We start from the raw sequence: 23020 nt of genomic DNA, 5'->3' as shown, positions 1-23020 counted from the left end.
CCTCTTCCGCCTTGCGGGAGGGGGTGGCGCCGCGCACGTCCGTTCCCGCCCACGGCATCCTCCACACGCTGGCGGGCGACGAGGCAACCGTCTGGCAGGTGCCGGAGGAAGTGCCACTCGCCATTCAGTTCAATTCGCAGAACTATGCCGTGATGATGGGCACGCCCGCCGACTTCGAGGACTTCGCGGTGGGCTTCGCCATCGCCGAGGGGATCGTCGCGAAGGCCTCCGATGTCACCGCCGTCCTCGTGCTCCCGTCCGGGCAGGGCTTTGCGGTCGACCTTTGCGCGCCGGAGGACAAGATCAACCGCGCCCGCATGGCGAAGCGCGGCATCGAGGGCCGCACCGGCTGCGGCCTCTGCGGCATCGAGGACATGAGAGACGCGGTCCGCATGCCGTCTTCAGCGCTTCCCGCCGTGGACCTCCGCCCAGAGGCGGTGGCCCGCGCCTATGAGCAGCTGCCGGCCCACCAGCCGATGAGCCGGGTGAACCGCACGGTGCACGCCGCCGCCTGGTGCTCCGTGGACGGAGAAATCCGCCTGAGCCGCGAGGACGTGGGCCGCCACACCGCGCTGGACAAGCTGATCGGCGCGCTGGCCCGCGGGCAGGCTGACCCCGCGCGGGGCTTCGTGCTGATGTCCAGCCGCTGCAGCTTCGAATTGGTGCAGAAATGCGCCCTTGCGGGGATAGGCGCGCTCGCCACCGTCTCCGCGCCCACCGCGCTTGCGCTGTCGCTGGCGCGGCAGGCGCGGCTCAAACTGGCCGCACTCGCAAGCCGCGGCGTCATGATCTTCGAGAGGGACTGAACATGCAGCAGCACGACATGCTCCGGATGGCGAACCAGATCGCCGCCTTCTTCAACGGCTCCGGCCCCGAGCTGGCGGTGAAGGACGCCGCCGAGCACATCAACAAGTTCTGGGACCCCCACATGCGCGCCGCGCTGGTGGCCCACCTCGACAAGGGCGGCGAGGGCCTCGACCCGACGATCGTCAAGGCCGCCGGTTTGATCAGGCGACCGAAGACGGTCAATGCCTGATCCTGCAATCTCATCCAAACACTCATCATGCCCGGGCCCGTCCCGGGCATCCTTTTGCCGCCGCCCGAAAAGGATCGCCGGGTCGCGCCCGGCGATGATGACTTTGAGAAAGGCGTGGGGCTACCCCACCACCCGCCTCCTTGCCTTCGGCAGCCGCCACAGGTGGTCCACCAGTTCCCCGACCGCGATCCCCTCTTCCGAATAGGCTTCGCCAGCCACGGCGATCCCCGCCTCGGTCACCGTCTCCCGCGTGCCGGAGACCAGCGGGTGCCACCACGGCAGCGGCTTTCCCTCGTCCAGCAGGCGGTAGGCGCAGGTGGCGGGCAGCCAGCCGAGCGAGCCCACATTCTCCGGCGTCAGCTGCACGCAATCGGGCACCTTGGCCTGGCGGTTGGGGTAGTCGGTGCAGCGGCAGGTGGCGAGATCGAGCAGCTTGCAGGCGGCGCGGGTATAGAGGAACCGGCCCGTATCCTCGTCCTCCAGCTTGTTCAGGCAGCAGCGGCCGCAGCCGTCGCACAGCTGTTCCCACTCCCCGCGGCTCATTTCGGCGAGGGACTTGATCTTCCAGAAGGGGCGGGGCTCGGTCATGACGCCCAATGGCATGCAATCCAAACGAAAAGTCAACCTTGTGCGGGCATGGTGGAGGGCCGGTTGGCGGCGTTCGGGCCTGGCGCGTTTTCGTCACAATCGCAGCTTAAGCGGCGGCGAGCTCGGGATGGGGTTGAGGCGTGTCGAATATTCCATCGCATAAATCCCTGTGGGGGCGGCTCTGGCGGGCCGACGGCGCCGTCAGCACGGCCGTATTCGAGACCTGGGATTTTGTCAGGCGCGCCCATTCGGCCTATGCGAATTTTCTCGAACGCTTCCGCCTCCGGGGCCCGAAGCGTCTTTTCATCGATCTGCTGGATGACGGCGCCACCTTCGGCGTCGTTTTCTGCTTCCTGCTGCTGGCCTATGCCCTGCCCCCTTTCTCCGGCACGGGCGACGTGTGGAACCGCGGCCGCGAATATGCCGTCACCTTCACCACGGCGGATGGCGAGATCATCGGCCGCCGCGGCATCCGCCAGGACGACGCGATCCCGCTCACCGACATTCCGCCGCACATGATCAAGGCCGTTCTCGCCACCGAGGACGCCCGCTTCTTCGAGCATTTCGGCGTCGATGTGATCGGCACCCTGCGCGCCATCGTGCAGAATGCGCGCGCCAACAACGTGGTGCAGGGCGGGTCCTCGCTCACCCAGCAGGTGGCGAAGAACCTGTTCCTCAGCCCGGAGCGCACCATCCGCCGCAAGGTGCACGAGGCCTTCCTGTCGCTGTGGCTGGAGGCGCGGCTCACCAAGCAGGAAATCCTCAAGCTCTATCTCGACCGCTCCTATCTCGGCGGCGGAAACTACGGCATCGAGGCGGCGTCCCAGTTCTATTTCGGCAAGTCGGTGCGCGACGTCACGCTGCCCGAGGCGGCGATGCTGGCCGGCCTGTTCAAGGCGCCCACCAAATATGCGCCCCACCAGAACCTGGAGCTCGCCCGCGCCCGCGCCAACACGGTGCTCTACCGCATGCTGGACGCGGGCTTCATCACGCAGGGAGAACTCCTCGAGGCGCGGCGCGAGCCTGCAACGCCCATCGAGCAGAAGATTTCCGACAGCCCCAACTGGTTCCTCGACCAGGCCTATCGCGACACCATGTCGGTTATCGACGCCAAGGGCCTCACCGGCGATTTCGTGCTCGAGGTGAAGACCACTGTCAACCTGCCCCTCCAGACGGCGGCCCAGAACATTGTCAAGGAGGAAGTGGCGGCCAACAGCGAGCAATATCGCGTGACGCAGGGAGCGGCGGTGGTGATGGCGCCGGATGGCGCGGTGCGCGCCATCGTCGGCGGCGTCGACTATGAGGCGAGCCAGTTCAGCCGCGCCACCGATGCGCTGCGCCAGTCGGGTTCCTCCTTCAAGCCCTTCGTCTACATGGCGGCCCTGCTCAAGGGCTACAAGCCGTCCGACACCATCATCGACGGGCCGGTGTCGGTGGGCAACTGGGCGCCGCGCAACTACACCGGAAAATATGCCGGCCGCACCACGCTGCTCGATGCCCTCGCGCATTCCTACAATTCCGTGCCGGTGAAGCTGATGCTGGACATCGACCGGCCCGCGATCATCGAGACGGCGCATCTTGCCGGCATCAGGGGCGGAATCGAAACCCTGGCGTCCATGGTGCTGGGCACCAGCGCGCTGTCGCTCATCGACCTCACATCCGGCTATCTTTCCTTCGCCTCCGGCGGTCTGGCGGCCCGGCCCTATACGGTTCTCGAGATCCGCCGCTCCAACGGAGACGTGCTCTACGAACGCGGCAAGGACCCGGACGCAGCGCCCAGGCGCGTCTTCCCGGAGAACAAGGTGGCGGAGCTCAACACCATGCTCAACGCCGTGGTGAAGCAGGGCACGGGCAAGCGCGCCGACCTGGCCTTCGAGCCCACCGCCGGCAAGACCGGCACCAACCAGGGCTATCGCGACGCCTGGTTCATCGGCTTCACCGGCAACAATGTGGCGGGAGTCTGGCTCGGCAACGATGACTTCACGCCGATGAATGAAGTGACGGGCGGCCTCCTTCCCGCGCCGGTCTGGAAGCGCATCATGATGGAGGCAGAGCGCGGGCTGACGCCGGCGGGTTTTGCCGGCGTGCCCTATGACGGGTCCTATGCGCTGGCCGCCGCCGGGCCGCCGCAGCCCGTGGCCCCCGAGGCAGTGAGCGATGAAACCGACCAGGCGCAGGGGGCGGACACCGACACCCAGCAGGCCGCGGCCGGCACGGGCGATGTCAATGGCGTGCTGAACGGCATGTTCGACCTGTTCGAGACCACGCCCCCGGTGCACCCCGCCGTTGTCGCCGCGGCGAAGGCGGCGCCGAAGAGGCAGGAGGCTCTCGTGCTGCCCAAGGCCAATGTCGATGACTCCCCCGGCCCGAAAAGGAAGAGCAGCTTCATCGACCAGATTTTCGGCGGCGGCGCGGAGGGTCCAGTCCAGGCAATGCCCGAAGAGCCCAGGAAACAGAAAAAGAAGAAAAAGAAAAAAACTCTCTTCGACAGCATCTTCTGAGCATGATCTGATCGGGCATGCTGCGGTTCATCTGGTCCACCATCTATGTCGCAGTCGGCGTCGCCGCCGGGTGCGCCAGCGCCTTCGCGCTGATCCAGCGGGCGGGCTTGGAGCCCCCAGACCCGGGCATGCCGTGGCAGAGCCGTGCCGCCGCGCTGGCCGGCCCCAACGCCTTTTACGTCCGCGCGCACTATCTGCTCGAAGGCCGCCTGCCGCCCGCCCCCAGCCAGCTGGGCGAGGCCACGGCGGACACCGACAGCGACGGCCGCCCGCTCACCGGCGGCTGCAGTTACCTCATCGCGTCCACTGGCCCGCTGCCGCGCTGGTGGAGCCTCGGCGTCGTCGAGCCGGCGGGCATGGTGCCCGCACCCCGCGCCGCGGCGGCCAAAGATGCCACGCTGCAGACCACGGCGGACAGCGACACCGCGGTGCATGAGGCCGACGGCAGCGTCACGGTCGCCGCCGCCAGCCGCCCGCAGCCCGGCAACTGGCTGAAGCTGCCCGACCGGCGCAACTTCACGCTGATCTATTCGGCCTTGCCCTCGGGGCCCAAGCCGCTGGACCCGCCCTTCGCCATCAAGCGGGGGCCCTGCTTATGAGAAAGCACCTTTACTGGCTGCTGGTGGCGGCAGTGGCCGGGGTGGCGGCGCACTCCGCCTTCGCGCTCTTCGTGCCGGCCTGGTGGTTCTCGCGCGAGGTGCGTGAGCTGGCGGATGCGCATGGCAGGAACAGCTTCTTCATTCTTTCGCCCGGGGAACAGGCGAGGCTGTTTCCGGGCCTGCCGCGCTTTGGCGTCACGGGCGTCTGCGTCTTCGACGTGGCCAAGGGCAACGTGACCTTCGCCGCCGAACTGCCGGACGGCTTCTGGATCACCACCATCTACACCGACAAGGCGGAGGCCATCTATTCGGTGAACAACCGCCAGTCCGGCGCCAACAGCTTCACGGTCAGCCTGTCGCGGGCGCCGGGCCTCATCGAGCAGATCCTCAAGTCCACCGAGAAGGAAGCGGCCGACGGGACCGACTCGGGCTGGACCGTAACCTCGCCCGAACCGCGCGGGCTTGCCGTGGTGTGGTATCCCACCCCGGAAATCGGCCTGCGCGATCTCGCGGCCAGACAGGTGGCCCGGTCACGCTGCGCGGCGGGGCCGGCGGGGGAGAGCTGACGGCGGAGAATGGGGCGAAGGCCATGGCCCATGATCCGTTCAGGCGGAATCGCCTGGACGTAACATGCGCCATATAAAAAAACTTCAGCATGATCTTATCGCAAAAGCGGTTCCACTTTTGCGGATCGTGCTCCGGGCCCCAAGGCTTTCACCAGAAATCGACGTCCATCCGCGCATTGGACACATGGCCCGAGCGCGCCTGTGGCAGGCGTTCGGCGAGGTCGTACATGCGCTCGACGCGCACGCCGGTGAAGATCAGCACCTCCGCGCTCGCGCCCGCCGCGCCGCCGCGCGGCGGGCGCGCCCGGTCAAGCGGGAAATCGATGATGGCGGCTGTTCGACGGGCTGGCATTTCGTGAACCTTCGCGTTGCGGACGACTCCATGCGCCCAAACTTGCGCAACATGGTTAACAAGCCCTTAAGCGCCTGTGTCGAGTCCCGCCGTGCCCTTGGTGTCCTCCACCTCGACGATCCACAGGTCGGGATCGAAGCGCATGCGGCGTTGGAGCAGCGCCATGGCGTCTGCCGCCGACTGCGGCGGCGCGATCTCCGCGATCCAGCGCCGCTCGCCGGTTTCGTCACAGGCCCCGCCCGGGGCGGGCCCCAGCATGTGGCATGTGCCGTCGAGATGATTGACAATGACATGCACAGCGCCCGCTTCCTCGGCGCCCTTCTTCACCACCGCGCCGAAGATCCCCTGCACCATGCAGCGGCGCAGGAAGGCGGACACCCAGATCGCGGATTTGAGCCGCAACGCGTTACGGCGCCGCCGCGCCGGAACCGGCCTCGGCCTCGCCACTCAGCTTGTCGAGTTCGGCGATGAGTTCGCCGCTCACCTCGCCGGTTTCGCCGAGCTTGTGGTCGCGCTGGAAGGCGATGATCGCATCGCGTGTTTCGCGCGTCAGCCCGCCGTTGATTTCGCCGGGGCTGTAACCAAGGTCGGCAAGTCCGGTCTGCACGCGGCGGATGGCGGCGCGCTGCTCGGCATCTGGCGCGGCCGCCACCGTGCCGGTGAACAGCGAGGCCTCGGACACCTCGCGGGTGAAGCGGATGTGCTCGGCCAGGCCGCCCGAGGGCTGGCCGTCAGCCGTGAGGCCCATCGCCCGCTGATAGGCAGCGATCGCCTGCCGCGTTTTGCGGCCATTCACGCCATCGACGGAGCCCTTGTAATAACCCGCCCACAGCAGCTCGCGCTGCACAGCCTCGACCACGGGGTCGAACTTCAGCTGAATGGTGCGTCCGCCCGGGGGCGCGATGTCGCCAGCCGCATCCGCGGCGGGATCGATGGAAGCCTGCGCGGCGCGGCCCGCGGCATTCTGCCCGAACAGGGCATTGCCGGCGATTGCGGCAGACATGACGGCGGACAGGCTCCAGGCGGCGAGGGGCACGATCCTCAATCCGCGGCCCTGCTTTTCCATCATCTCACGCATGACGCCGGCCTGGCTTCACTTTTGATCCTGTTTGTTCCCGTAAGCTCAGAACTTGCACCCGGCGAGGTTAACGCGGCCTTTCCGGCGGGGGCGTCGCGGAACACGTTTTAACGCAATATAAGCCCAGTCCCTTCAACCGCCGTCAACACTCCGGTTATAAATCAGCAGGAAAACGGGAGAACGGGCCGGGGATGCGGGTTGTCCGAACGATCGTCTTGCTGGGGGCGGCGGGGCTGCTGCTGCCCTCGCCGCCGGAAGAGCTGGCAAAAGGGCCCGATCCCGATCAGCCCTCCACCATCGATATGCTGTCGTCCGCCGGTTCCGCGGCCTCCGATGCCTGGTCCTTCTGCAGCCGCCAGCCGGATGTCTGCGCGGTGGCCGGCTATCTGGGATCCAAGCTGCAGGGCAAGCTGCTCTACTCCGCCTCGTTGCTGTGGGGCTGGGCCTGGGATGGCGGCAAGGGTGGCCCGCGGCTCTCGGGTCCATCCGCCGCGATCACCGTCGAGGGCGATTTTCCGCCGCCGTCCGGCAATGCTTCCGGTGGCCGGTCGACGCTGGGCCTCGACGATCTCGTGCCGCCATGGCGGGGGCCCGCGCAAGAAGGTTGAGCTTCCGCCTTCCGCGGCCTATCTCAGTCGCCATGCAACCGGGAAAGCCCCAAGCCTTGACTGCCATCGATGACCTTCTGGCCGACTTCGACGTCATGGACGACTGGGAGGACCGCTATCGCCATGTGATCGAGCTTGGCCGCGAGCTTGCCCCGCTGCCCGGCGCCGACCGCACCGCGGAAAACAAGGTCAAGGGCTGCGCCAGCCAGGTGTGGATCGCCACCGCCGTCAGTGGCGCCGGGGACGATCCCGTCCTGGCCTTCCGGGGCGACAGCGATGCGCTGATCGTCAAGGGCCTCATCGCAATCGCCTTCATGATCTATTCGGGCAAGACCGCGCGGGACATTCTTGCCACCGATGCAGGCGAGATCCTGGGCAAGCTGGGCCTTTCGGGCCACCTCACCCAGCAGCGCTCCAACGGATTCGCCTCGATGATCGGGCGCATCAAGGCCGATGCGCAGGCCGCCCTTCACGGCTGACGTCCGCCGTTGAGCGACGGCTTGTAACCGTCGAGCCCCCATCCGGCGATGCCGTCGCGCCGCACCGCCCCGGCCAGGCCATAGTGGCGGGCGAGCGCGTTGAGGGCGAGGCCCAGCACGGCGCGGCCGCTGCGGGCGGGAAGCCGCAGCACGCGCTCCGCCTGCTCGATGCCGGCCGAAAGGCAGCACACCTGCGCGAGGATCGAGGCCAGCTCGGGGCCCACGCTGTCGATTGCGGCGTGATAGCGCCGGCGGGCGGCCATGGCCTCGTCGCTCATATCGGCGGCAACATTGCCGCAACGGCTTCCCGCACCGGCGAGGTCCCAGTTCAGCGTGGTGCGCCGCGCCAGAAGGGCGCGCTCGAAATCGGCGCGCAGCCGCTCGCCCGCGAGGAACTGCGCCTCCGAAATCAGCGGCTTGCCGTCCTTGCCGCGGCGCGCGCGCAGCCAGGTAAGCGGGCTTTCGGCATCGTTGAACAGCGGGGCGGCGGCGGATGTCTCACGGGTTTCACGGGTCTCACGGGTCTCACGGGTCTCACGCATGGCGGCTTCCTCCTCACAAGGCCTTCAATATGGTGGAGAACAAAACAGGAATCAATACCCGTTTTGATTGATTTCCTATGTGCTTGAATTCCCACGCACGCGGCCGGCGGACGGGGCGGGGATCAGCCTGTGCCGGCCTGGCGCTGCTCGTCCTCGAGGCCGGAGAGGAAATAATCGATGCCGAGTATCATGCGGATGCCCGCGCCGCAGGGCGCGGCCAGAGGCAGGCGCACCCAGTATTGCACCAGGTGCTCCTTGTTCACCCGGGGCCCGCGCACGATGCCCTGGGTGGGCTTGCCATCGACCGCCGTGTGGCGGTAGGCCGTCATCCAGTAGTCGCGCTTGGGTCCGAGGTCGAGATCGTCGATGTGCAGGCCGGTGATCTCGCGGTCGAACACATCGCGCAGCCTGGTGCCCGCCAGACGCACGCGCGAGGTTTCAAGCGAGGGGCCGACCTCGATCAGGCTGATATAAGGCAGCAGCCGCGGAATGTCGGCGGGATTGATGTCGGCCCTTGTGGGAAGCGTTCCCGGCCCGGCGCGTGACAGCCAGTAGTCATAAAGCTGGCGCTGTTCGGGCACCACCAGCTGTGCCCTGAACGCGATGTTGACCGAACCCATTGCCGCCGCCGCCCCTTGCGAATCGATGCCCCGCCCGAACGACTCATTTATGAATCGTGAATGGCCGATCCGCAAGAGTCGGCCAGAATGAAATCTCAGGGCTTGCGGCTCAGCGCGCTTTGTTGCGCTGGCCGAGCCCCATGGTCTTGGCGAGCCTGGAGCGGGAGGTGGCGTAGTTCGGGGCCACCATGGGATAATCCGCGGGCAGGTTCCACTTCTCGCGGTACTGCTCGGGCGTGAGGTTGAAATGGGTCCGCAAATGGCGCTTCAGCGATTTGAACTTCTTGCCGTCCTCGAGGCAGACGAGATAGTCCGGCGTGATGGACTTCTTCACGCTCACCGGGGGCCTTGCTTCACTGGCGTCCTGCCTTCGCGGCGGCGGTCCCGCCGCCTGTTCCAGCGCCTTGTGAACCTCGGTTATGAGCTTCGGCAGGTCCGCCTGCTCGACCGTGTTTCGACCGACATAGGCCGCCACGATCTGCGAGGCGAGTTCGATGAGCGTGGGCTTGGTGTCCATCCGCGGCGGGTTTCCCTTGAAGAGCCGCCTCTGTTTAGGCGAGCGGCGCGGCTTCAACAAGGCCCGGCCCGCTCACCGCCGCATAGGGCCCGGCCTTGCGGACGAACCAGTCCCAATAGACCAGAAGCACGCGCGCCTTGGTGGAGGACAGCGAGTCGAACACCGCCTTCAGCTCTTCGGGCGGACGGTCCTGGCGCAGCGGACCGCCGGACTGCCGCAGCCGGTCGAGCACGCCGTCGCAATGCGCGCGGCCGAGGCCAAGCGCCTTCAGCAGCACCACCAGCGCCTCGCCCTCTTCATCCGCGAGGATGCGCCCGGCCGTTTCCGCCGCCACCCCCGTGAGGGTGGAGAGGGGGACGGCCGCATCGCCAGGCCGGCCGGCGAAAAACGGTTCGAGCGCCGCATCGACGTCGGCCTGCGCCGGAATGCCCGCCGCTCCGCCCGCGCCCGCCGCCAGCGCGATCGCCAGCAGGCGCGAGAGCGCGGCGGAATCCGACAGAAAGCGCGACATGATCACCCGGCGCAGCTCCGGCGGCAGCCGCCACAGCAGGTCGAGCGCCACCGCCAGCGGCAGGTCCGCGCGCAGCGCCAGCGGCGCCTGCAGGGCCGGGTGCTGGCCCGCCATCTGCGACAGATGGAAGAAGGACTCGAACGACAGTTCGGCGTCCGGGTTGCGCAGCAGCGCCAACAGGCTCAACAGGTCGCCCGCCTGCACCAGGCGGGCGGCCACCGCGCGCGGAACGCTGCGCCGCCGCGCGAGCAGCCGAAGGCGGTCCGAATCGGCGTCGCGGCCGGCCTCCACCAGGTCCTCCGGGGCAAGGTTTTGCGCGCGCTCCAGAACCACGCCGCCGACTTCGAGACGCGGATCGCCAAGCAGGCGGGAGACGAGCAGCGGCGGGGGCCGGTCCATCGCCGCGATGCGCTCCGCCAGCATGGCGACGTCGGCGGCGGAGAGGCGCGGCAGCAGCAGCAGCAGCGTATCCCCCGCCATAGCGCGCTCCTGCGGCGAAAGGTCCGTTGCGCCCCACATGATGTCGAGCAATGCGGTGGCCGCCTCGCCCGTTTCGGGTGCTGCGGCGGCGGGCGGCGCAATGGCAAGCAGCGCCGGAACGGGGCGAGGCGCAGCCGCTTGCCGCGCCGGAACGGGTGCCGGCTCCGGCTGCGCGGTGCGGCGCAGCCTGGCCGCGAGCAGCCGGAAGGACTGCGCCGTGCCGCGGTGCGGAAGCAGTTCTCCGGCAGGCATGGGCTCGTGTGGCTGCATCTTGTCCTCTTCCCGCAGCAGGCGCAGGGATGGTTGAGGATTTGATTAAAGCCGGAGTGTCCGGGTCGTAGCCGGGGCGGGCACGGCGCGCCGTGCTTAACGCAATCCTTCACCAGATTGCGAAGCGCCCGGCGGCGCTTCACATTTCGGCGCCAATCCTCCACATTGGGGTTGGAAAGAGAGACACAAATGAGCAAATTCGAAAAATCCGAAGCCGACTGGCGGCAGTCCCTGTCGCCCGAGGCCTACCGTGTGCTTCGCGAGCACGGCACGGAAAGGGCCGGCACCAGCCCTCTCAATTCGGAAAAGCGCAAGGGCGTGTTCCACTGCGCCGGTTGCGGAAAGCCGCTGTTCGCCTCCAGCGCCAAATATGAGTCGGGCACCGGCTGGCCCAGTTTCTTCGCGCCGATCGCGGAGGATGCGGTTGGCGCCTCCGAGGACCGGTCCTGGTTCATGCGCCGGACGGAAGTGCATTGCGCCAATTGCGGCGGGCACCTGGGCCATGTCTTCCCTGACGGGCCGCAGCCCACGGGCCTGCGCTATTGCATGAACGGTGTCGCCATGAATTTCGAGCCGGAAGGGAAAGCCTGAACATGGCCGATATCCCGAAGCCGCCGCGGGCGCAAAAGCGCCCGCGCGCCGAAACCTGGCACGGCCATGAGAAGCGCGACGACTATCACTGGCTGAAGGCCCCGAACTGGCAGGAGGTGATGCACGACCCCTCCCTGCTGCCCGCCGAAATCCGCGCCTTCCTCGAGGGCGAGAACGCCTATCACGAGGCCGTCATGGCCGGCACGAAGGCGCTGCAGGAAACGCTGTTCGCCGAACTCAAGGGCCGCATCAGGGAGGACGACTCCTCGGCGCCTGCCCCCGATGGCGCGTGGGAGTATTATTCGCGCTACGTCACGGGCGGCCAGCACCCGCTCTATTGCCGCAAGCCGCGCGGCAAGGACGGACCGGAGCAGATCCTCCTCGACGGCAACGCGCTGGCGAAGGACCGCGGCTACTTCCGCTTCGGCGGCATCGACCTGTCGCCCGGCCAGAACCTCATCGCCTGGTCCTTCGACGGCAATGGCTCGGAGTTCTACGAGCTCCGCCTGCGCGATGCGGCAACCGGCGCCGGGCACAAGGACGTGCTGGAGAACACCACGGGCGAAGCCACCTGGGCCGCCGACGGCGGGAGCTTCTTCTATACGCTCCAGGACGACAACCACCGACCGCTGAAAACCTTCCGTCATATTCTGGGTACGGAGCAATCGGCCGATGCGCTGGTCCACGAGGAGAAGGACGCCGGCAAGTTCACCGGCGTGGGCATGACCAGTTCGGAACAGTGGATCACCATCGATATCCACGACCATGACACCTCCGAGATCTGGCTGATCGACGCCAAGAAGCCCGATGAAAAGCCGCGCCTCGTGGCGCCGCGCGCCGAAGGCATCGAATATGACATCGAGCACCGGGCCGACCAGTTCATCATCCGCACCAATGAGGGCGGTGCCGAGGACTACAAGCTCGTCACCGCGCCCGTGTCGGATCCGCGCAGGGAGAACTGGCGGGACCTGATCCCCCACCGGCCCGGCGTCTTCATCGTCTCCTATATCGTGCTGAAGGACTGGCTCGTGCGCATGGAGCGCGAGAACGCCTTGCCGCGCATCGTCGTGCGCAACATGGAGACGGGCGAGGAACACGCCATCGCCTTCGACGAGGAGGCCTATTCGCTTGGCTTCGGCGAGATGCGCGAGTTCGACACCGGCACGCTGCGCTTCATCTATTCATCCCCCACCACGCCGGCACAGGTCTTTGACTATGACATGAAGACGAGAACCCGCGTGCTGCGGAAGACGCAAGAGGTGCCGAGCGGCCATGACCCGTCGCAATACGTCACCCGCCGCCTGATGGCCCCCGCCCATGACGGCGAGACGATCCCCGTCACCCTGCTTTACCGCAAGGGCACGAAGCTCGACGGCTCCGCTCCCCTCTGGCTTTATGGATATGGCTCCTATGGCATCTCGCTGCCGGCGGGCTTCAACACCAACATCCTGTCGCTGGTGGACCGCGGCTTCATCCATGCCACCGCGCATATTCGCGGCGGGCAGGAGAAGGGCCGCCGCTGGTACAAGACCGGCAAGATGGATATGAAGCAGAACACTTTCCGCGACTTCATCTCCTGCGCCGAGTTCCTCGCGCGCGAAGGCTTCACGCGGAAAGGAAACATCGTGGCGCAGGGCGGCTCCGCCGGCGGCATGCTGATGGGGGCCGTGGCCAACATGGCGCCCGAGCTGTTCCGCGGCATCATCGCGGAAGTTCCCTTCGTCGATGTGCTCACCACCATGCTGGACGACACGCTGCCGCTGACGCCTCCCGAATGGCCCGAGTGGGGAAACCCCATCGAGTCGAAGGAGGCCTATGAAAACATCATGGCCTATTCTCCCTATGACCGGGTCGAGGCCAGGGCCTACCCGAACATCCTTGCGGTCGGCGGCCTCACCGACCCGCGCGTCACCTACTGGGAGCCCGCCAAATGGGTGGCGAAGCTCCGTGAACTGAAGACCGACGACAACTTGCTTCTGTTGAAGACCAACATGGGAGCGGGCCACGGCGGCGCGTCGGGCCGTTTCGACAGGCTGAGGGAGGTGGCCTTCGTCCATGCCTTCGGGCTCAAGGTGGCGGGATTGACCGATGCTCGTTGAAGCCGCGAAGTCCACCCTGCTCCTCGTCGACATGCAGGAGCGCCTTCTGCCCGCAATGTCCGGGGGTGCGGAGGCGGAGGCGCGCTGCGCCATCCTGCTCAAGGCGGCCAGGGCGCTTGGCGTGCCCGTCACCGTCTCCGAGCAATATCCCAGGGGCCTTGGCCGCACCGTGCCAGGTCTTTCGGAGGAGGCCGGCAATGCGCCGGTCTTCGAGAAGACGTCCTTCTCCTGCTGGCGCGACCAGGGCCTGAAGGACCACCTGATCGTGCACCACGAGGCAGGCCGGCCGCTCGTCATCCTCGCGGGAATCGAGGCCCATGTCTGCGTCATGCAGACGGCGGCGGACCTTGCGGCCGCGGGCTTCGGCGTGCTGGCGGTGGCCGATGCCATGGCCTCGCGCGCGCCGGCCTCCCAGACCCTGGCGCTGAAGCGCATGCGCCAGCACGGGGTGCAGGTGGTGAATACCGAAATGGTGGTGTTCGAGCTTCTGGGCCGGGCCGGGACGGCGGAGTTCAAGGCCCTGTCGGCGCTTGTGCGCTGAGCGCAAAGCCATGGGTCAATGGGTCATTTCGCCGAATTGACAAGTCCGCGCCACATTGCTCATTAGGACCTGATCCAGGGGAGTTTTTCATGGCCACCGCCGAATTCAATTGGGAAGACCCGCTCGACCTCGAATCCCAGCTCACCGGCGAGGAACGCATGATCCGCGACGCCGCCCGCGCCTTCGCGCAGGACAAGCTCGGCCCCAGGGTCAAGTCCGCCTTCCGCGAGGAGCGCTTCGACCGCGAGATCATGAACGAGATGGGCGAGATGGGCTTCCTCGGCGTGATGACCTCGGCCGATTTCGGCGGCGCGGGCCTGGGCTATGTCGCCTACGGCCTCGTGGCGCGCGAGGTGGAGCGCGTGGACTCCGGCTACCGCTCGGCCATGAGCGTGCAGAACTCGCTCGTCATGCACCCGATCGAGGCCTATGGCTCGGACGAACAGAAGAAGAAATATCTCGCCAGGCTCGCCACCGGCGAATGGGTCGGCTGCTTCGGCCTCACCGAGCCCGATGCCGGCTCCGATCCCGGCGGCATGAAGACCCGCGCCAGGAAGGTGGACGGCGGCTATGTGCTGAACGGCGCCAAGATGTGGATCTCGAATTCGCCCATCGCCGACGTGGCGGTGGTGTGGGGCAAGACCGAGGACGGCGTGATCCGCGGCTTCATCGTGGAGCGCGGCATGAAGGGCTTCTCGACGCCCGCCATCGAAGGCAAGATTTCGCTGCGCGCCTCGATCACCGGCGAGATCGTGCTCGACAATGTGGAAGTGCCGGATGCAAACCTGCTGCCCCATGCCAAGGGCCTCGGCGGCCCCTTCGGCTGCCTCAACAAGGCGCGCTACGGAATCGCCTGGGGCGTCATGGGCGCGGCGGAAGACTGCTGGCGCCGCGCGCGGCAATACACGCTGGACCGCAAACAGTTCGGCAAGCCGCTGGCGGCCACGCAGCTGGTGCAGAAGAAGCTCGCCGACATGCAGACCGAGATAGCGCTGGGCCTGCAGGGCTGCCTCGCTTTGGGCCGCGGCCTCGAGCGCGGCGCCGTGGCGCCGCCCGCCATCTCGCTGATGAAGCGCAACAACTGCGGCAAGTCGCTGGAGATCGCGCGGATGGCGCGTGACATGCACGGCGGCAACGGCATATCGGAGGAATATCACGTCATCCGCCATATGGTGAACCTCGAGACGGTGAACACCTATGAAGGCACGCATGACGTCCACGCGCTGATTTTGGGCCGCGCCCAGACAGGCCTCCAGGCCTTCCAGTGACCGCCGCCGTCATCGCCATCGCCGACCCGGCGCATCCGCCGGTTCGGGCGATGGTGGAGGAACTCGACGCCTATCTCGTGCCGCTCTATCCGGCCGAGTCGAACCACCTCTTGGACATCGAAACCCTGCGCCAGCCCGAAATGCGCTTCTTCGCGGCCTATCGCGGCGGCGCGATATTGGCCATCGGCGGCTGCTGGCTGCATGAGGACTATGCCGAGGCGAAGCGCATCTACGTGACGCCCGCCGCGCGCGGGCTGGGGCTTGCGAAGCTCATCATGCAGCGGATCGAGGAAGAGGCGATTGCCTGCGGCCGCCGGCTGGCGCGGCTGGAGACGGGCATCCACCAGCCGGAGTCGCTCGGGCTCTATCGGCGGCTGGGCTATGTCCACCGTGGCGCGTTTGGCGATTATCCGGCGGATGATCCGAACAGCGTGTTCATGGAGAAGCGTCTGACATGAGGGCTCCGCCCCCGCGCCTCGGCGCATGTTCCTATCAGGTGGCTCCACCTCACCCGAACACGCGTCAGTGTCGCAGCTTGCGGGTCAGAAACACGCTGTTGGGGTCCGGCCTGTAAGCGCCAAACGGCGGGCACTCCTCAAAGCCGTGGGCCTTGTAGAGGGCGACGGCGGGTTCGAAATAGCCGAAGGAGCCGGTCTCGAGGCTGAGGCGGGTGAGGCCCCTGCCGCGCGAGGTCTCGATGATGTGCCGCAAGAGCGCGCTGGCCACGCCGCGGCGCCTTGCTTCAGCAGCGGTGTGCATGGACTTCACTTCGCCATGCGTCTCGCCGAGCGGCTTCATGGCGCCGGTGCCCAGCAGCGTTTCGCCGTCCCAGGCGGCCCAGAAGTCGATCTCCGGGGCGGCCAGGCGGGTGACGTCGAAGACATGGGCGCTGCCGGGCGGCGTCACCTCGTGGCATTTGTCGAAGTGGTGGCGCAGCATCCGGATGATGCGGGGATCGGCGAGATCGCCTCTTGAGATATGCATGGTCTTTTCTCCGGGGCCGGGCGTAACGGGACTGACGCGAAACATTATTGCTGATTTTCCGGCTGGCTGATTCCTATCTTGCGCGACGCCCCTCATTCTGTCATACAGAGATAGGACAGTGGCACTGTCCTTTCGCGGTGTTAATCAAGGCAAGTGGACCCCGGATGCTCCGGAATACGACCACCAAGACCCTGAAAGCGACGGCCAAACCGGTCGACGACGCCGCAGGGCTGCCCCGCGCTACGCTCCGCAAAAGCAACTGAGGGCGAGCGCTCGGGGCAGAACTGCCCAGGAGTTTGATCGCCCTTAAGGGTCCGGCGCCACCTGAAGGCCCCGCCCCCAGGAGATCGACACCTGCGCAGAATAGGAAGACCCTCCGGGTTCGCGAAGGCACCGGGGGGAGGATGGGATGAGGACGGGCAAGGAGTTGGCCATGAACATTCAATACCGGCCAGAAGGTCTTCCGGAGGCGCATGGTCTTTACGACCCGAAGAACGAGCATGATGCCTGCGGCATCGGCCTCATCGCCAATATCCACAATGTCAAAAGCCACCGCATGATCGCGGATGGCCTGTCCATCCTCAAGAACCTCGAACATCGCGGCGCGGTGGGCGCCGATCCAAAGGCGGGCGACGGCGCGGGGCTGATGCTGCAGGTCCCGCATTCCTTCTTCGCGGAGGAGGCGAGGCGCCTCGGCATCGGGCTTCCCGAGGCGGGGCATTACGGCGTGGGCCAGCTTTTCATGCCGCGCGAGCCCGTCTACCGCCAGGACGTGGAGCGCATCTGGTGGGAGACGACGCGGGAGGAGGGCCTGAAGGTTTTGGGCTGGCGCGACGTGCCGGTGGATTCATCCGTGCTCGGATATTCGGTGAAGGGTACGGAGCCCTTCCACCGCCAGGTCTTTATCGGGCGCGGGCCGACGATCCGCGACGAGGCGCATTTCGAGCGAAAGCTGTTCGTCTGCCGCAAGGTCGTCTCCAACCGCGTTCTCGAAGTGCTGGGATCCAAGGCCAGGACCTATTATCCGGTCTCGGTCTCCGCCCGCACGCTGGTCTACAAGGGCCTCGTTCTGGGTGCCGAGCTTGGCGCCTATTACCGCGACCTCGAGGACAGCCGCGTCGAAAGCGCCTTCGCGATGGTGCACCAGCGCTTCTCGACCAACACCTTCCCCAGCTGGCCGCTGGCGCACCCCTATCGCTTCATCTGCCACAACGGCGAAATCAACACGGTGCGCGGCAACTATAACTGGATGGCCGCGCGCCAGGCCAACATGCGTTCCGATATCATCGGCGAGGACCTCTCCAAGCTTTGGCCCATCTCCTACGAAGGCCAGTCGGACACGGCCTGCTTCGACAACGCGCTCGAATTCCTGACCATGGGCGGCTACCCGCTTCCCCATGCCATGATGATGCTGATCCCGGAGGCCTGGGCGGGCAATCCGCTGATGGACGTGGACCGCCGCGCCTTTTACGAATATCACGCCGCCCTCATGGAGCCGTGGGACGGCCCGGCCGCCATGGTGTTCACCGACGGCAGGATGATCGGCGCCACGCTGGACCGCAACGGCTTGCGCCCCTCGCGCTACATGACGAGCGATGACGGGCACATCCTGCTCGCCTCCGAAATGGGCTGCCTGCAGTTCGCGGAAGAGCGCATCACCCACAAGTGGCGCCTGCAGCCGGGCAAGATGCTGCTGATCGACCTCGAGCAGAAGCGCATCATCGCGGATGAGGAGCTGAAGAAGCAGCTCTCCACCGCGCATCCCTATAAGGAGTGGCTGAAGCGCACGCAGATCGTGCTGAAGGACCTTCCGGCCTCAAAGACGCGCCGCGCGCATTCGACCGTGCCGTTGCTCGACCGCCAGCAGGCCTTCGGTTACACTCAGGAAGACCTGAAGGTGCTGATGGCCCCAATGGCCCAGACGGGACAGGAGGCCGTGGGCTCCATGGGCAATGACGCGCCGATCTCGGCGCTCAGCGACCGGCCCAAGACGCTCGACACCTATTTCAAGCAGAACTTCGCGCAGGTGACGAACCCGCCCATCGACCCGATCCGCGAGGAGCTGGTGATGTCGCTCGTCTCCTTCATCGGGCCGCGCCCCAACCTCCTGGACCTCAAGGGCACCTCGGCGCATATGCGCCTCGAGGTGGCCCAGCCGATCCTCACCAACGAGGACCTTGAGCGCATCCGCACCATCGGTGCGGTGGCCGACAACCCGTTCCGCACCGCCACCATCGACATCACTTACGATGTGGCGAACGGCCACCAGTACATGGAAGCGGCGCTTGACTCCGTCTGCGCGCTGGCCGAGCGGGCGGTGAAGGATGGCTACAACATCATCATCCTCTCCGACCGCGCTGTCTCGGCCGAGCGCGTGCCGATCCCGGCGCTCCTTGCCACCTCCGCCACGCATCACCATTTGATCCGCAAGGGCCTGCGCACGCAGGTTGGCCTGGTGGCCGAGACGGGCGAGGCGCGCGAGGTGCATCAGTTCTGCGCGCTCGCGGGCTATGGCGCGGAAGCCATCAACCCCTATCTCGCCTTCGAGACGCTGGAGGACATGCTCCCCACGCTCGAGGAGAAGATCACAGGCTATGAGGCGGTGAAGCGTTATATCAAGGCCATCGACAAGGGCATTCTCAAGGTGATGTCCAAGATGGGCATCTCGACCTACCAGTCCTATTGCGGCGCGCAGATCTTCGACGCGGTGGGCCTCTCCTCCGACTTCGTGAAGAAGTATTTCACCGGCACGGCGACGCAGATCGAGGGCGTGGGCCTCCTGGAGATCGCGGAAGAAGCCTTCCGCCGGCATGAGAACGCCTTTGGCGAGAACCCGGTGTTCCGCGCCGCGCTTGACGTGGGCGGCGACTACGCCCAGCGCATCCGCGGCGAGGCGCATGTGTGGAACTCCGACACGATTTCCAGCCTGCAGCACGCGGTGCGCGGCAATTCACAGGACAAGTATCTTGCCTTCGCCAGGGCGGTGAACGAGCAGTCCGAGACGCTGAAAACCATGCGCGGGCTGTTCCGTATACGGACGGCCGAGGAGATGGGCCGCAAGCCCGTCGACATCTCGGAAGTCGAACCCGCGGAGAAAATCGTGAGGCGCTTCTCCACCGGGGCCATGTCCTTCGGTTCGATCAGCCGCGAGGCGCATACGACGCTGGCCATTGCCATGAACCGCATCGGCGGCAAGTCCAACACCGGCGAGGGCGGCGAGGAGGCGGACCGCTTCAAGCCGCTGCCCAATGGCGACTCCATGCGCTCCGCCATCAAGCAGGTGGCCTCCGGCCGCTTCGGGGTCACGACGGAATATCTTGTCAACTCCGACATGATGCAGATCAAGATGGCGCAAGGAGCGAAGCCCGGCGAGGGCGGCCAGCTGCCCGGCCACAAGGTGGACGCGACCATCGCCAAGGTGCGCCACTCGACACCCGGCGTCGGCCTCATCTCGCCGCCGCCGCACCATGACATCTATTCGATCGAAGACCTCGCACAGCTGATCTTCGACCTGAAGAATGTGAACCCGGGGGCCCAGGTCTCCGTCAAGCTCGTGTCCGAGGTCGGCGTGGGCACAGTGGCCGCAGGCGTTTCCAAGGCGCATGCCGACCATGTGACGATCTCGGGTTACGAGGGCGGCACGGGCGCCTCTCCGCTGACCTCGATCAAGCATGCGGGCCTCCCCTGGGAGATCGGCCTGGCCGAGACGCAGCAGACGCTGGTGGCCAATGACCTGCGCGGCCGCATCGCGGTGCAGGCAGATGGCGGCATCCGCACCGGGCGCGACGTGCTGATCGCGGCGCTGCTGGGCGCGGACGAGATCGGCTTCGCCACGGCGCCGCTGATCGCCGCGGGCTGCATCATGATGCGGAAGTGCCACTTGAACACCTGCCCCGTGGGCGTGGCCACCCAGGACCCCGAACTGCGCAGGCGCTTCAAGGGCCAGCCGGAGCATGTCATCAACTACTTCTTCTTCGTGGCCGAGGAGCTGCGCGCGCTGATGGCGGCCATGGGCCTTCGTTCTTACGATGAGCTCATCGGCGAGACGGCCTTCCTCGACCAGCAGACGGCGATTGCGCACTGGAAGGCGCGCGGCCTCGACTTCTCGAAGATCTTCGCCAAGCCGGACGTCCACGGCCCCGTCGCCACCAAGCGCGTGACAGTGCAGGACCATGGCATCGACAAGATCCTCGACCGCAAGCTGATCGCGGAAGCGAAGCCTGCGCTGGAGCGCGGTGAGAAAGTTCTGATCGAGACGAAGATCCACAATTATGACCGCACGGCGGGCGCCATGCTCTCGGGCGAGGTCGCCAGGCGCTATGGCCATGCGGGGCTGCCGGAGGACACCATCACGGTGACGTTCGACGGCATCGCCGGCCAGAGCTTCGGCGCCTGGGCGGCGAAGGGCGTCACGCTCGAGCTGACCGGCGAGGCCAATGATTATGTCGGCAAGGGCCTGTCCGGCGGCAAGCTGATCGTCAGGCCCAGGGACAAGATCGGCTTCGTGCCTGAGAAGTCCATCATCGTCGGCAACACCGTGCTCTATGGCGCGATCACCGGCGAGTGCTATTTCCGCGGTGTTGCGGGCGAGCGTTTCGCGGTGCGGAACTCCGGCGCCGTCGCGGTGGTCGAAGGCGTGGGCGACCACGGCTGCGAATACATGACGGGTGGCGTCGTTCTCGTCATCGGCGAGACGGGCCGCAACTTCGCGGCGGGCATGTCGGGCGGTGTCGCCTATGTGCTCGACGAGGCGGGCGACTTCGCCAAGCGCTGCAACCTCTCCATGGTCGACCTGCAGCCGGTTCCGGCGGAGGAGAAGGCCACCGAGAAGCTGCTGCATGCGACCGGCGACCTGATCAGCCACGGCCTCGTCGATGTCACCTCGCAGATGGACCGCAACGATGCCGAGCGCGTGCGCGAGCTGCTGACGCGCCACCTGAAATACACGGCCTCGTCGCGCGCCCGTGACATTCTGGACAATTGGAGCGCCTATCTGCCGAAATTCGTGAAGGTGATGCCGGTCGAATATGCCCGGGCGCTCAAGGAACTCGAACAGGCGCAGAAGGACAGCGACGGCACGACGATCGGCGTGAAGAGGAGCGCATAAGATGGGAAAGATTACGGGTTTCCTCGAGATCGAGCGGCAGGAACGAAAGTATACGCCGGCCGCCGACCGGGTGCGCCACTATAACGAGTTCGTCATTCCGCTTTCGGCGGAGGCCGTGAAAAACCAGGCGGCGCGCTGCATGAACTGCGGCATTCCGTTCTGTCACAACGGCTGCCCCGTCAACAACCAGATTCCGGACTGGAATGACCTTGTCTATCTGGGTGACTGGGAAGAGGCCTCGCGCAACCTGCACTCCACCAACAACTTCCCCGAATTCACCGGTCGTGTGTGCCCGGCGCCCTGCGAAGCGTCCTGCACGCTGAACCTCGAGGATGCGCCGGTCACCATCAAGACGATCGAATGCGCCATCGTCGACCGCGCCTGGGAGAATGGCTGGCTGAAGCCTGAGTCCTTCCGCGACAAGACGGGGAAGAAGGTGGCGATCATCGGTTCGGGTCCCGCGGGCCTTGCCGCCGCGCAACAGCTGGCGCGCGTGGGCCACAACGTGCATGTGTTCGAGAAGAACGCACGCGCGGGCGGCCTGCTGCGCTATGGCATTCCCGACTTCAAGATGGAGAAGCACCTGATCGACCGCCGCATCGCGCAGATGGAGTCGGAGGGCGTCACCTTCCATTATGGCGTCCATATCGGCGTGACGCAGGATGCCAGGCAGCTGATCGGCAGCTTCGATGCGGTGGTGCTGGCGGGCGGCTCCGAAAAGCCGCGCGATTTGCCGGTGCCGGGCCGCGACCTCAGCGGCATCCACTTCGCCATGGAATTCCTGCCGCAGCAGAACCGCCGCGTGGGCAAGGAGCCTCAGGCCGACAACCGCCCGATCACCGCGGAGGGAAAGCACGTCGTCGTCATCGGCGGCGGCGACACGGGGTCTGACTGCATCGGCACCTCGGTGCGTCAGGGTGCGCTCTCGGTCGAACAGCTCGAGGTGATGCCGAAGCCGCCCGAGAAGGAGAACAAGCTGCTCACCTGGCCGAACTGGCCCTTGAAGCTTCGCACCTCGTCGTCGCACATGGAGGGGGCGGACCGCGAGTTCTCGGTTCTCACCAGGTCCTTCTCGGGCGAGAACGGCCACGTGAAAAAGCTCCACTGCGTGCGCATCGATGCCGGCATGAAGGAAATCCCGGGCTCTGAATTCGAGCTCAAGGCGGACCTGGTGCTGCTCGCCATGGGCTTCGTCTCGCCCGTGCACGAAGGACTGCTCAAGTCGCTCGACGTGAAGCTGGACGGGCGCGGCAATGTCGAGGCCAATGTGATGAGTTACAAGACCTCAATCCCGAAGGTGTTCTCGGCCGGCGACATGCGGCGCGGCCAGTCGCTGGTGGTCTGGGCCATCCGCGAAGGCCGCCAGGCGGCGCATGCGGTGGATCAGTTCCTCATGGGATCGACGAGCCTGCCGCGGTAGGTTTGACTTCCCTCACGGACGACATCATCGCCGGGCTTGTCCCGGCGATCCTTTTTGGTGGCGGCCGAAAAAGATGCCCGGGACAAGCCCGGGCATGATGAGAGTTGGAGCAGAGGCTAGAGCGGCGGGCGATCAATTGACTCCATTAGTACTACAGTTGCGTCTGCGATAGATTTGTGATTCCTGCCGCTTTTGGCGGGAGGACGACAATGGTCGCGGAGTGGTCGGGCGCGTTGCTGGAGTGGGAGGCGGAGCTTGCCTCG

At 66.3% G+C, this 23020-nt stretch carries 23 protein-coding genes; 14 read left to right on the top strand and 9 right to left on the bottom strand.

All coding sequences use genetic code 11. From position 1 onward, the window contains the following. The first annotated feature begins 23 nt into the window (after nucleotides 1-23). Both fdhD and IOC69_RS06860 read left to right on the top strand, forming a co-directional pair. The gene (gene fdhD / locus IOC69_RS06865) at nucleotides 24-806 is read left to right on the top strand and encodes a formate dehydrogenase accessory sulfurtransferase FdhD (protein ID WP_290542801.1); all 783 of its coding nucleotides are present in this window, start codon (nucleotides 24-26) and stop codon (nucleotides 804-806) included. Nucleotides 807-808: 2 nt separating this feature from the next. After that, on the top strand, nucleotides 809-1036 hold the full coding sequence (locus IOC69_RS06860) for a formate dehydrogenase subunit delta (protein WP_290542800.1): 228 nt from the start codon (nucleotides 809-811) through the stop codon (nucleotides 1034-1036). A gap of 120 nt (nucleotides 1037-1156) precedes the next feature. Here IOC69_RS06860 and IOC69_RS06855 read toward each other — a convergent pair whose 3' ends face one another. Then, the gene (locus tag IOC69_RS06855) at nucleotides 1157-1624 is read right to left on the bottom strand and encodes a YcgN family cysteine cluster protein (protein WP_290542799.1); all 468 of its coding nucleotides are present in this window, start codon (nucleotides 1622-1624) and stop codon (nucleotides 1157-1159) included. A 140-nt stretch (nucleotides 1625-1764) separates the two neighbouring features. Here IOC69_RS06855 and IOC69_RS06850 point away from each other — a divergent pair, with 140 nt between their 5' ends. Genes IOC69_RS06850 through IOC69_RS06840 form a run of 3 tightly spaced genes read left to right on the top strand, consistent with a single transcriptional unit; the run spans nucleotide 1765 to nucleotide 5290 of the window. Next, a complete protein-coding gene (locus tag IOC69_RS06850) occupies nucleotides 1765-4125 on the top strand; it encodes a transglycosylase domain-containing protein (RefSeq protein WP_290542798.1) in 2361 nt (786 codons plus the stop codon). Nucleotides 4126-4142: 17 nt separating this feature from the next. After that, complete coding sequence (locus tag IOC69_RS06845) at nucleotides 4143-4724, top strand: DUF1214 domain-containing protein (RefSeq protein ID WP_290542797.1); 582 nt, start codon at nucleotides 4143-4145, stop codon at nucleotides 4722-4724. After that, nucleotides 4721-5290, top strand: a complete 570-nt coding sequence (locus IOC69_RS06840) for a hypothetical protein (RefSeq protein ID WP_290542796.1) — start codon at nucleotides 4721-4723, stop codon at nucleotides 5288-5290. The genes IOC69_RS06845 and IOC69_RS06840 overlap by 4 nt, the downstream gene beginning before the upstream one ends. Before the next feature lie 148 nt (nucleotides 5291-5438). On the opposite strand, the gene IOC69_RS06835 is transcribed toward IOC69_RS06840, so the two are convergent. The 3 genes from IOC69_RS06835 to IOC69_RS06825 all read right to left on the bottom strand — a co-directional run bounded on the left by IOC69_RS06835 (nucleotide 5439) and on the right by IOC69_RS06825 (nucleotide 6720). Further along, the gene (locus tag IOC69_RS06835) at nucleotides 5439-5642 is read right to left on the bottom strand and encodes a hypothetical protein (protein ID WP_290542795.1); all 204 of its coding nucleotides are present in this window, start codon (nucleotides 5640-5642) and stop codon (nucleotides 5439-5441) included. Between the two features lie 66 nt (nucleotides 5643-5708). Then, nucleotides 5709-6044, bottom strand: coding sequence for a DUF1491 family protein (locus IOC69_RS06830; protein ID WP_290542794.1), 336 nt, complete (start codon nucleotides 6042-6044; stop codon nucleotides 5709-5711). Between the two features lie 4 nt (nucleotides 6045-6048). Beyond that, nucleotides 6049-6720: a peptidoglycan-binding protein gene (locus IOC69_RS06825; protein ID WP_290542793.1), complete on the bottom strand. Its 672-nt coding sequence runs from the start codon at nucleotides 6718-6720 to the stop codon at nucleotides 6049-6051. A gap of 191 nt (nucleotides 6721-6911) precedes the next feature. On the opposite strand from IOC69_RS06825, the gene IOC69_RS06820 reads away from it, so the two are divergent. Both IOC69_RS06820 and IOC69_RS06815 read left to right on the top strand, forming a co-directional pair. Continuing rightward, entirely contained in the window at nucleotides 6912-7328 is a 417-nt protein-coding gene (locus tag IOC69_RS06820; protein ID WP_290542792.1) for a DUF5330 domain-containing protein, read from the top strand. 56 nt (nucleotides 7329-7384) lie between these two features. Continuing rightward, nucleotides 7385-7807 carry a SufE family protein gene (locus IOC69_RS06815; protein WP_290542791.1) on the top strand — a complete coding sequence of 141 codons (423 nt, stop codon included), beginning with the start codon at nucleotides 7385-7387 and terminating at the stop codon, nucleotides 7805-7807. Here the strand turns inward: IOC69_RS06815 and IOC69_RS06810 are convergent. The 4 genes from IOC69_RS06810 to IOC69_RS06795 all read right to left on the bottom strand — a co-directional run bounded on the left by IOC69_RS06810 (nucleotide 7798) and on the right by IOC69_RS06795 (nucleotide 10747). Continuing rightward, nucleotides 7798-8349 (bottom strand): DUF6456 domain-containing protein, encoded by a 552-nt coding sequence (locus tag IOC69_RS06810; RefSeq protein WP_290542790.1) that lies wholly within the window; start codon nucleotides 8347-8349, stop codon nucleotides 7798-7800. The genes IOC69_RS06815 and IOC69_RS06810 overlap by 10 nt on opposite strands. Nucleotides 8350-8471: 122 nt before the next feature. Next, nucleotides 8472-8969: a PAS domain-containing protein gene (locus IOC69_RS06805; RefSeq protein WP_290542789.1), complete on the bottom strand. Its 498-nt coding sequence runs from the start codon at nucleotides 8967-8969 to the stop codon at nucleotides 8472-8474. A 109-nt stretch (nucleotides 8970-9078) separates the two neighbouring features. Then, entirely contained in the window at nucleotides 9079-9486 is a 408-nt protein-coding gene (locus IOC69_RS06800) for a MucR family transcriptional regulator (protein WP_290542788.1), read from the bottom strand. A gap of 34 nt (nucleotides 9487-9520) precedes the next feature. After that, a complete protein-coding gene (locus tag IOC69_RS06795) occupies nucleotides 9521-10747 on the bottom strand; it encodes a DUF2336 domain-containing protein (RefSeq protein WP_290542787.1) in 1227 nt (408 codons plus the stop codon). A gap of 189 nt (nucleotides 10748-10936) precedes the next feature. On the opposite strand from IOC69_RS06795, the gene msrB reads away from it, so the two are divergent. From msrB to IOC69_RS06770, 5 genes are all read left to right on the top strand, one after another. Beyond that, nucleotides 10937-11338 (top strand): peptide-methionine (R)-S-oxide reductase MsrB, encoded by a 402-nt coding sequence (msrB, locus tag IOC69_RS06790; RefSeq protein WP_290542786.1) that lies wholly within the window; start codon nucleotides 10937-10939, stop codon nucleotides 11336-11338. Between the two features lie 2 nt (nucleotides 11339-11340). Next, entirely contained in the window at nucleotides 11341-13437 is a 2097-nt protein-coding gene (locus tag IOC69_RS06785; RefSeq protein WP_290542785.1) for a S9 family peptidase, read from the top strand. Continuing rightward, entirely contained in the window at nucleotides 13427-13978 is a 552-nt protein-coding gene (locus IOC69_RS06780) for a hydrolase (RefSeq protein WP_290542784.1), read from the top strand. The genes IOC69_RS06785 and IOC69_RS06780 overlap by 11 nt, the downstream gene beginning before the upstream one ends. Before the next feature lie 89 nt (nucleotides 13979-14067). Further along, nucleotides 14068-15246 (top strand): acyl-CoA dehydrogenase, encoded by a 1179-nt coding sequence (locus tag IOC69_RS06775; RefSeq protein WP_290542783.1) that lies wholly within the window; start codon nucleotides 14068-14070, stop codon nucleotides 15244-15246. A 50-nt stretch (nucleotides 15247-15296) separates the two neighbouring features. Further along, nucleotides 15297-15704, top strand: coding sequence for a GNAT family N-acetyltransferase (locus tag IOC69_RS06770; RefSeq protein ID WP_290542840.1), 408 nt, complete (start codon nucleotides 15297-15299; stop codon nucleotides 15702-15704). A 64-nt stretch (nucleotides 15705-15768) separates the two neighbouring features. On the opposite strand, the gene IOC69_RS06765 is transcribed toward IOC69_RS06770, so the two are convergent. After that, nucleotides 15769-16230, bottom strand: coding sequence for a GNAT family N-acetyltransferase (locus IOC69_RS06765; RefSeq protein WP_290542782.1), 462 nt, complete (start codon nucleotides 16228-16230; stop codon nucleotides 15769-15771). Nucleotides 16231-16663: 433 nt separating this feature from the next. Here IOC69_RS06765 and gltB point away from each other — a divergent pair, with 433 nt between their 5' ends. Then, a complete protein-coding gene (gltB, locus tag IOC69_RS06760) occupies nucleotides 16664-21337 on the top strand; it encodes a glutamate synthase large subunit (RefSeq protein ID WP_290542781.1) in 4674 nt (1557 codons plus the stop codon). A 1-nt stretch (nucleotide 21338) separates the two neighbouring features. Continuing rightward, nucleotides 21339-22757: a glutamate synthase subunit beta gene (locus tag IOC69_RS06755; protein WP_290542780.1), complete on the top strand. Its 1419-nt coding sequence runs from the start codon at nucleotides 21339-21341 to the stop codon at nucleotides 22755-22757. The last annotated feature ends 263 nt before the right edge of the window (nucleotides 22758-23020 follow it).

This window comes from Aestuariivirga sp. (genome assembly GCF_020252405.1).
Lineage (GTDB): Bacteria > Pseudomonadota > Alphaproteobacteria > Rhizobiales > Aestuariivirgaceae > Aestuariivirga.
Note: the sequence above shows the minus strand (reverse complement) of the source record. Positions and strands in the feature narration are given on the sequence as shown.

What these genes read in the sequence shown, in the direction of transcription:
- IOC69_RS06860 (WP_290542800.1), top strand. Translation starts at nt 809, where the DNA reads ATGCAGCAGCACGACATGCTCCGGATGGCGAACCAGATCGCCGCCTTC.
- IOC69_RS06855 (WP_290542799.1), bottom strand. Translation starts at nt 1,624, where the DNA reads ATGACCGAGCCCCGCCCCTTCTGGAAGATCAAGTCCCTCGCCGAAATG.
- IOC69_RS06845 (WP_290542797.1), top strand. Translation starts at nt 4,143, where the DNA reads ATGCTGCGGTTCATCTGGTCCACCATCTATGTCGCAGTCGGCGTCGCC.
- IOC69_RS06840 (WP_290542796.1), top strand. Translation starts at nt 4,721, where the DNA reads ATGAGAAAGCACCTTTACTGGCTGCTGGTGGCGGCAGTGGCCGGGGTG.
- IOC69_RS06835 (WP_290542795.1), bottom strand. Translation starts at nt 5,642, where the DNA reads ATGCCAGCCCGTCGAACAGCCGCCATCATCGATTTCCCGCTTGACCGG.
- IOC69_RS06825 (WP_290542793.1), bottom strand. Translation starts at nt 6,720, where the DNA reads ATGCGTGAGATGATGGAAAAGCAGGGCCGCGGATTGAGGATCGTGCCC.
- IOC69_RS06820 (WP_290542792.1), top strand. Translation starts at nt 6,912, where the DNA reads ATGCGGGTTGTCCGAACGATCGTCTTGCTGGGGGCGGCGGGGCTGCTG.
- IOC69_RS06810 (WP_290542790.1), bottom strand. Translation starts at nt 8,349, where the DNA reads ATGCGTGAGACCCGTGAGACCCGTGAGACCCGTGAAACCCGTGAGACA.
- IOC69_RS06805 (WP_290542789.1), bottom strand. Translation starts at nt 8,969, where the DNA reads ATGGGTTCGGTCAACATCGCGTTCAGGGCACAGCTGGTGGTGCCCGAA.
- IOC69_RS06800 (WP_290542788.1), bottom strand. Translation starts at nt 9,486, where the DNA reads ATGGACACCAAGCCCACGCTCATCGAACTCGCCTCGCAGATCGTGGCG.
- IOC69_RS06795 (WP_290542787.1), bottom strand. Translation starts at nt 10,747, where the DNA reads ATGCAGCCACACGAGCCCATGCCTGCCGGAGAACTGCTTCCGCACCGC.
- msrB (WP_290542786.1), top strand. Translation starts at nt 10,937, where the DNA reads ATGAGCAAATTCGAAAAATCCGAAGCCGACTGGCGGCAGTCCCTGTCG.
- IOC69_RS06785 (WP_290542785.1), top strand. Translation starts at nt 11,341, where the DNA reads ATGGCCGATATCCCGAAGCCGCCGCGGGCGCAAAAGCGCCCGCGCGCC.
- IOC69_RS06780 (WP_290542784.1), top strand. Translation starts at nt 13,427, where the DNA reads ATGCTCGTTGAAGCCGCGAAGTCCACCCTGCTCCTCGTCGACATGCAG.
- IOC69_RS06775 (WP_290542783.1), top strand. Translation starts at nt 14,068, where the DNA reads ATGGCCACCGCCGAATTCAATTGGGAAGACCCGCTCGACCTCGAATCC.
- IOC69_RS06770 (WP_290542840.1), top strand. Translation starts at nt 15,297, where the DNA reads ATGGTGGAGGAACTCGACGCCTATCTCGTGCCGCTCTATCCGGCCGAG.
- IOC69_RS06765 (WP_290542782.1), bottom strand. Translation starts at nt 16,230, where the DNA reads ATGCATATCTCAAGAGGCGATCTCGCCGATCCCCGCATCATCCGGATG.
- gltB (WP_290542781.1), top strand. Translation starts at nt 16,664, where the DNA reads ATGAACATTCAATACCGGCCAGAAGGTCTTCCGGAGGCGCATGGTCTT.
- IOC69_RS06755 (WP_290542780.1), top strand. Translation starts at nt 21,339, where the DNA reads ATGGGAAAGATTACGGGTTTCCTCGAGATCGAGCGGCAGGAACGAAAG.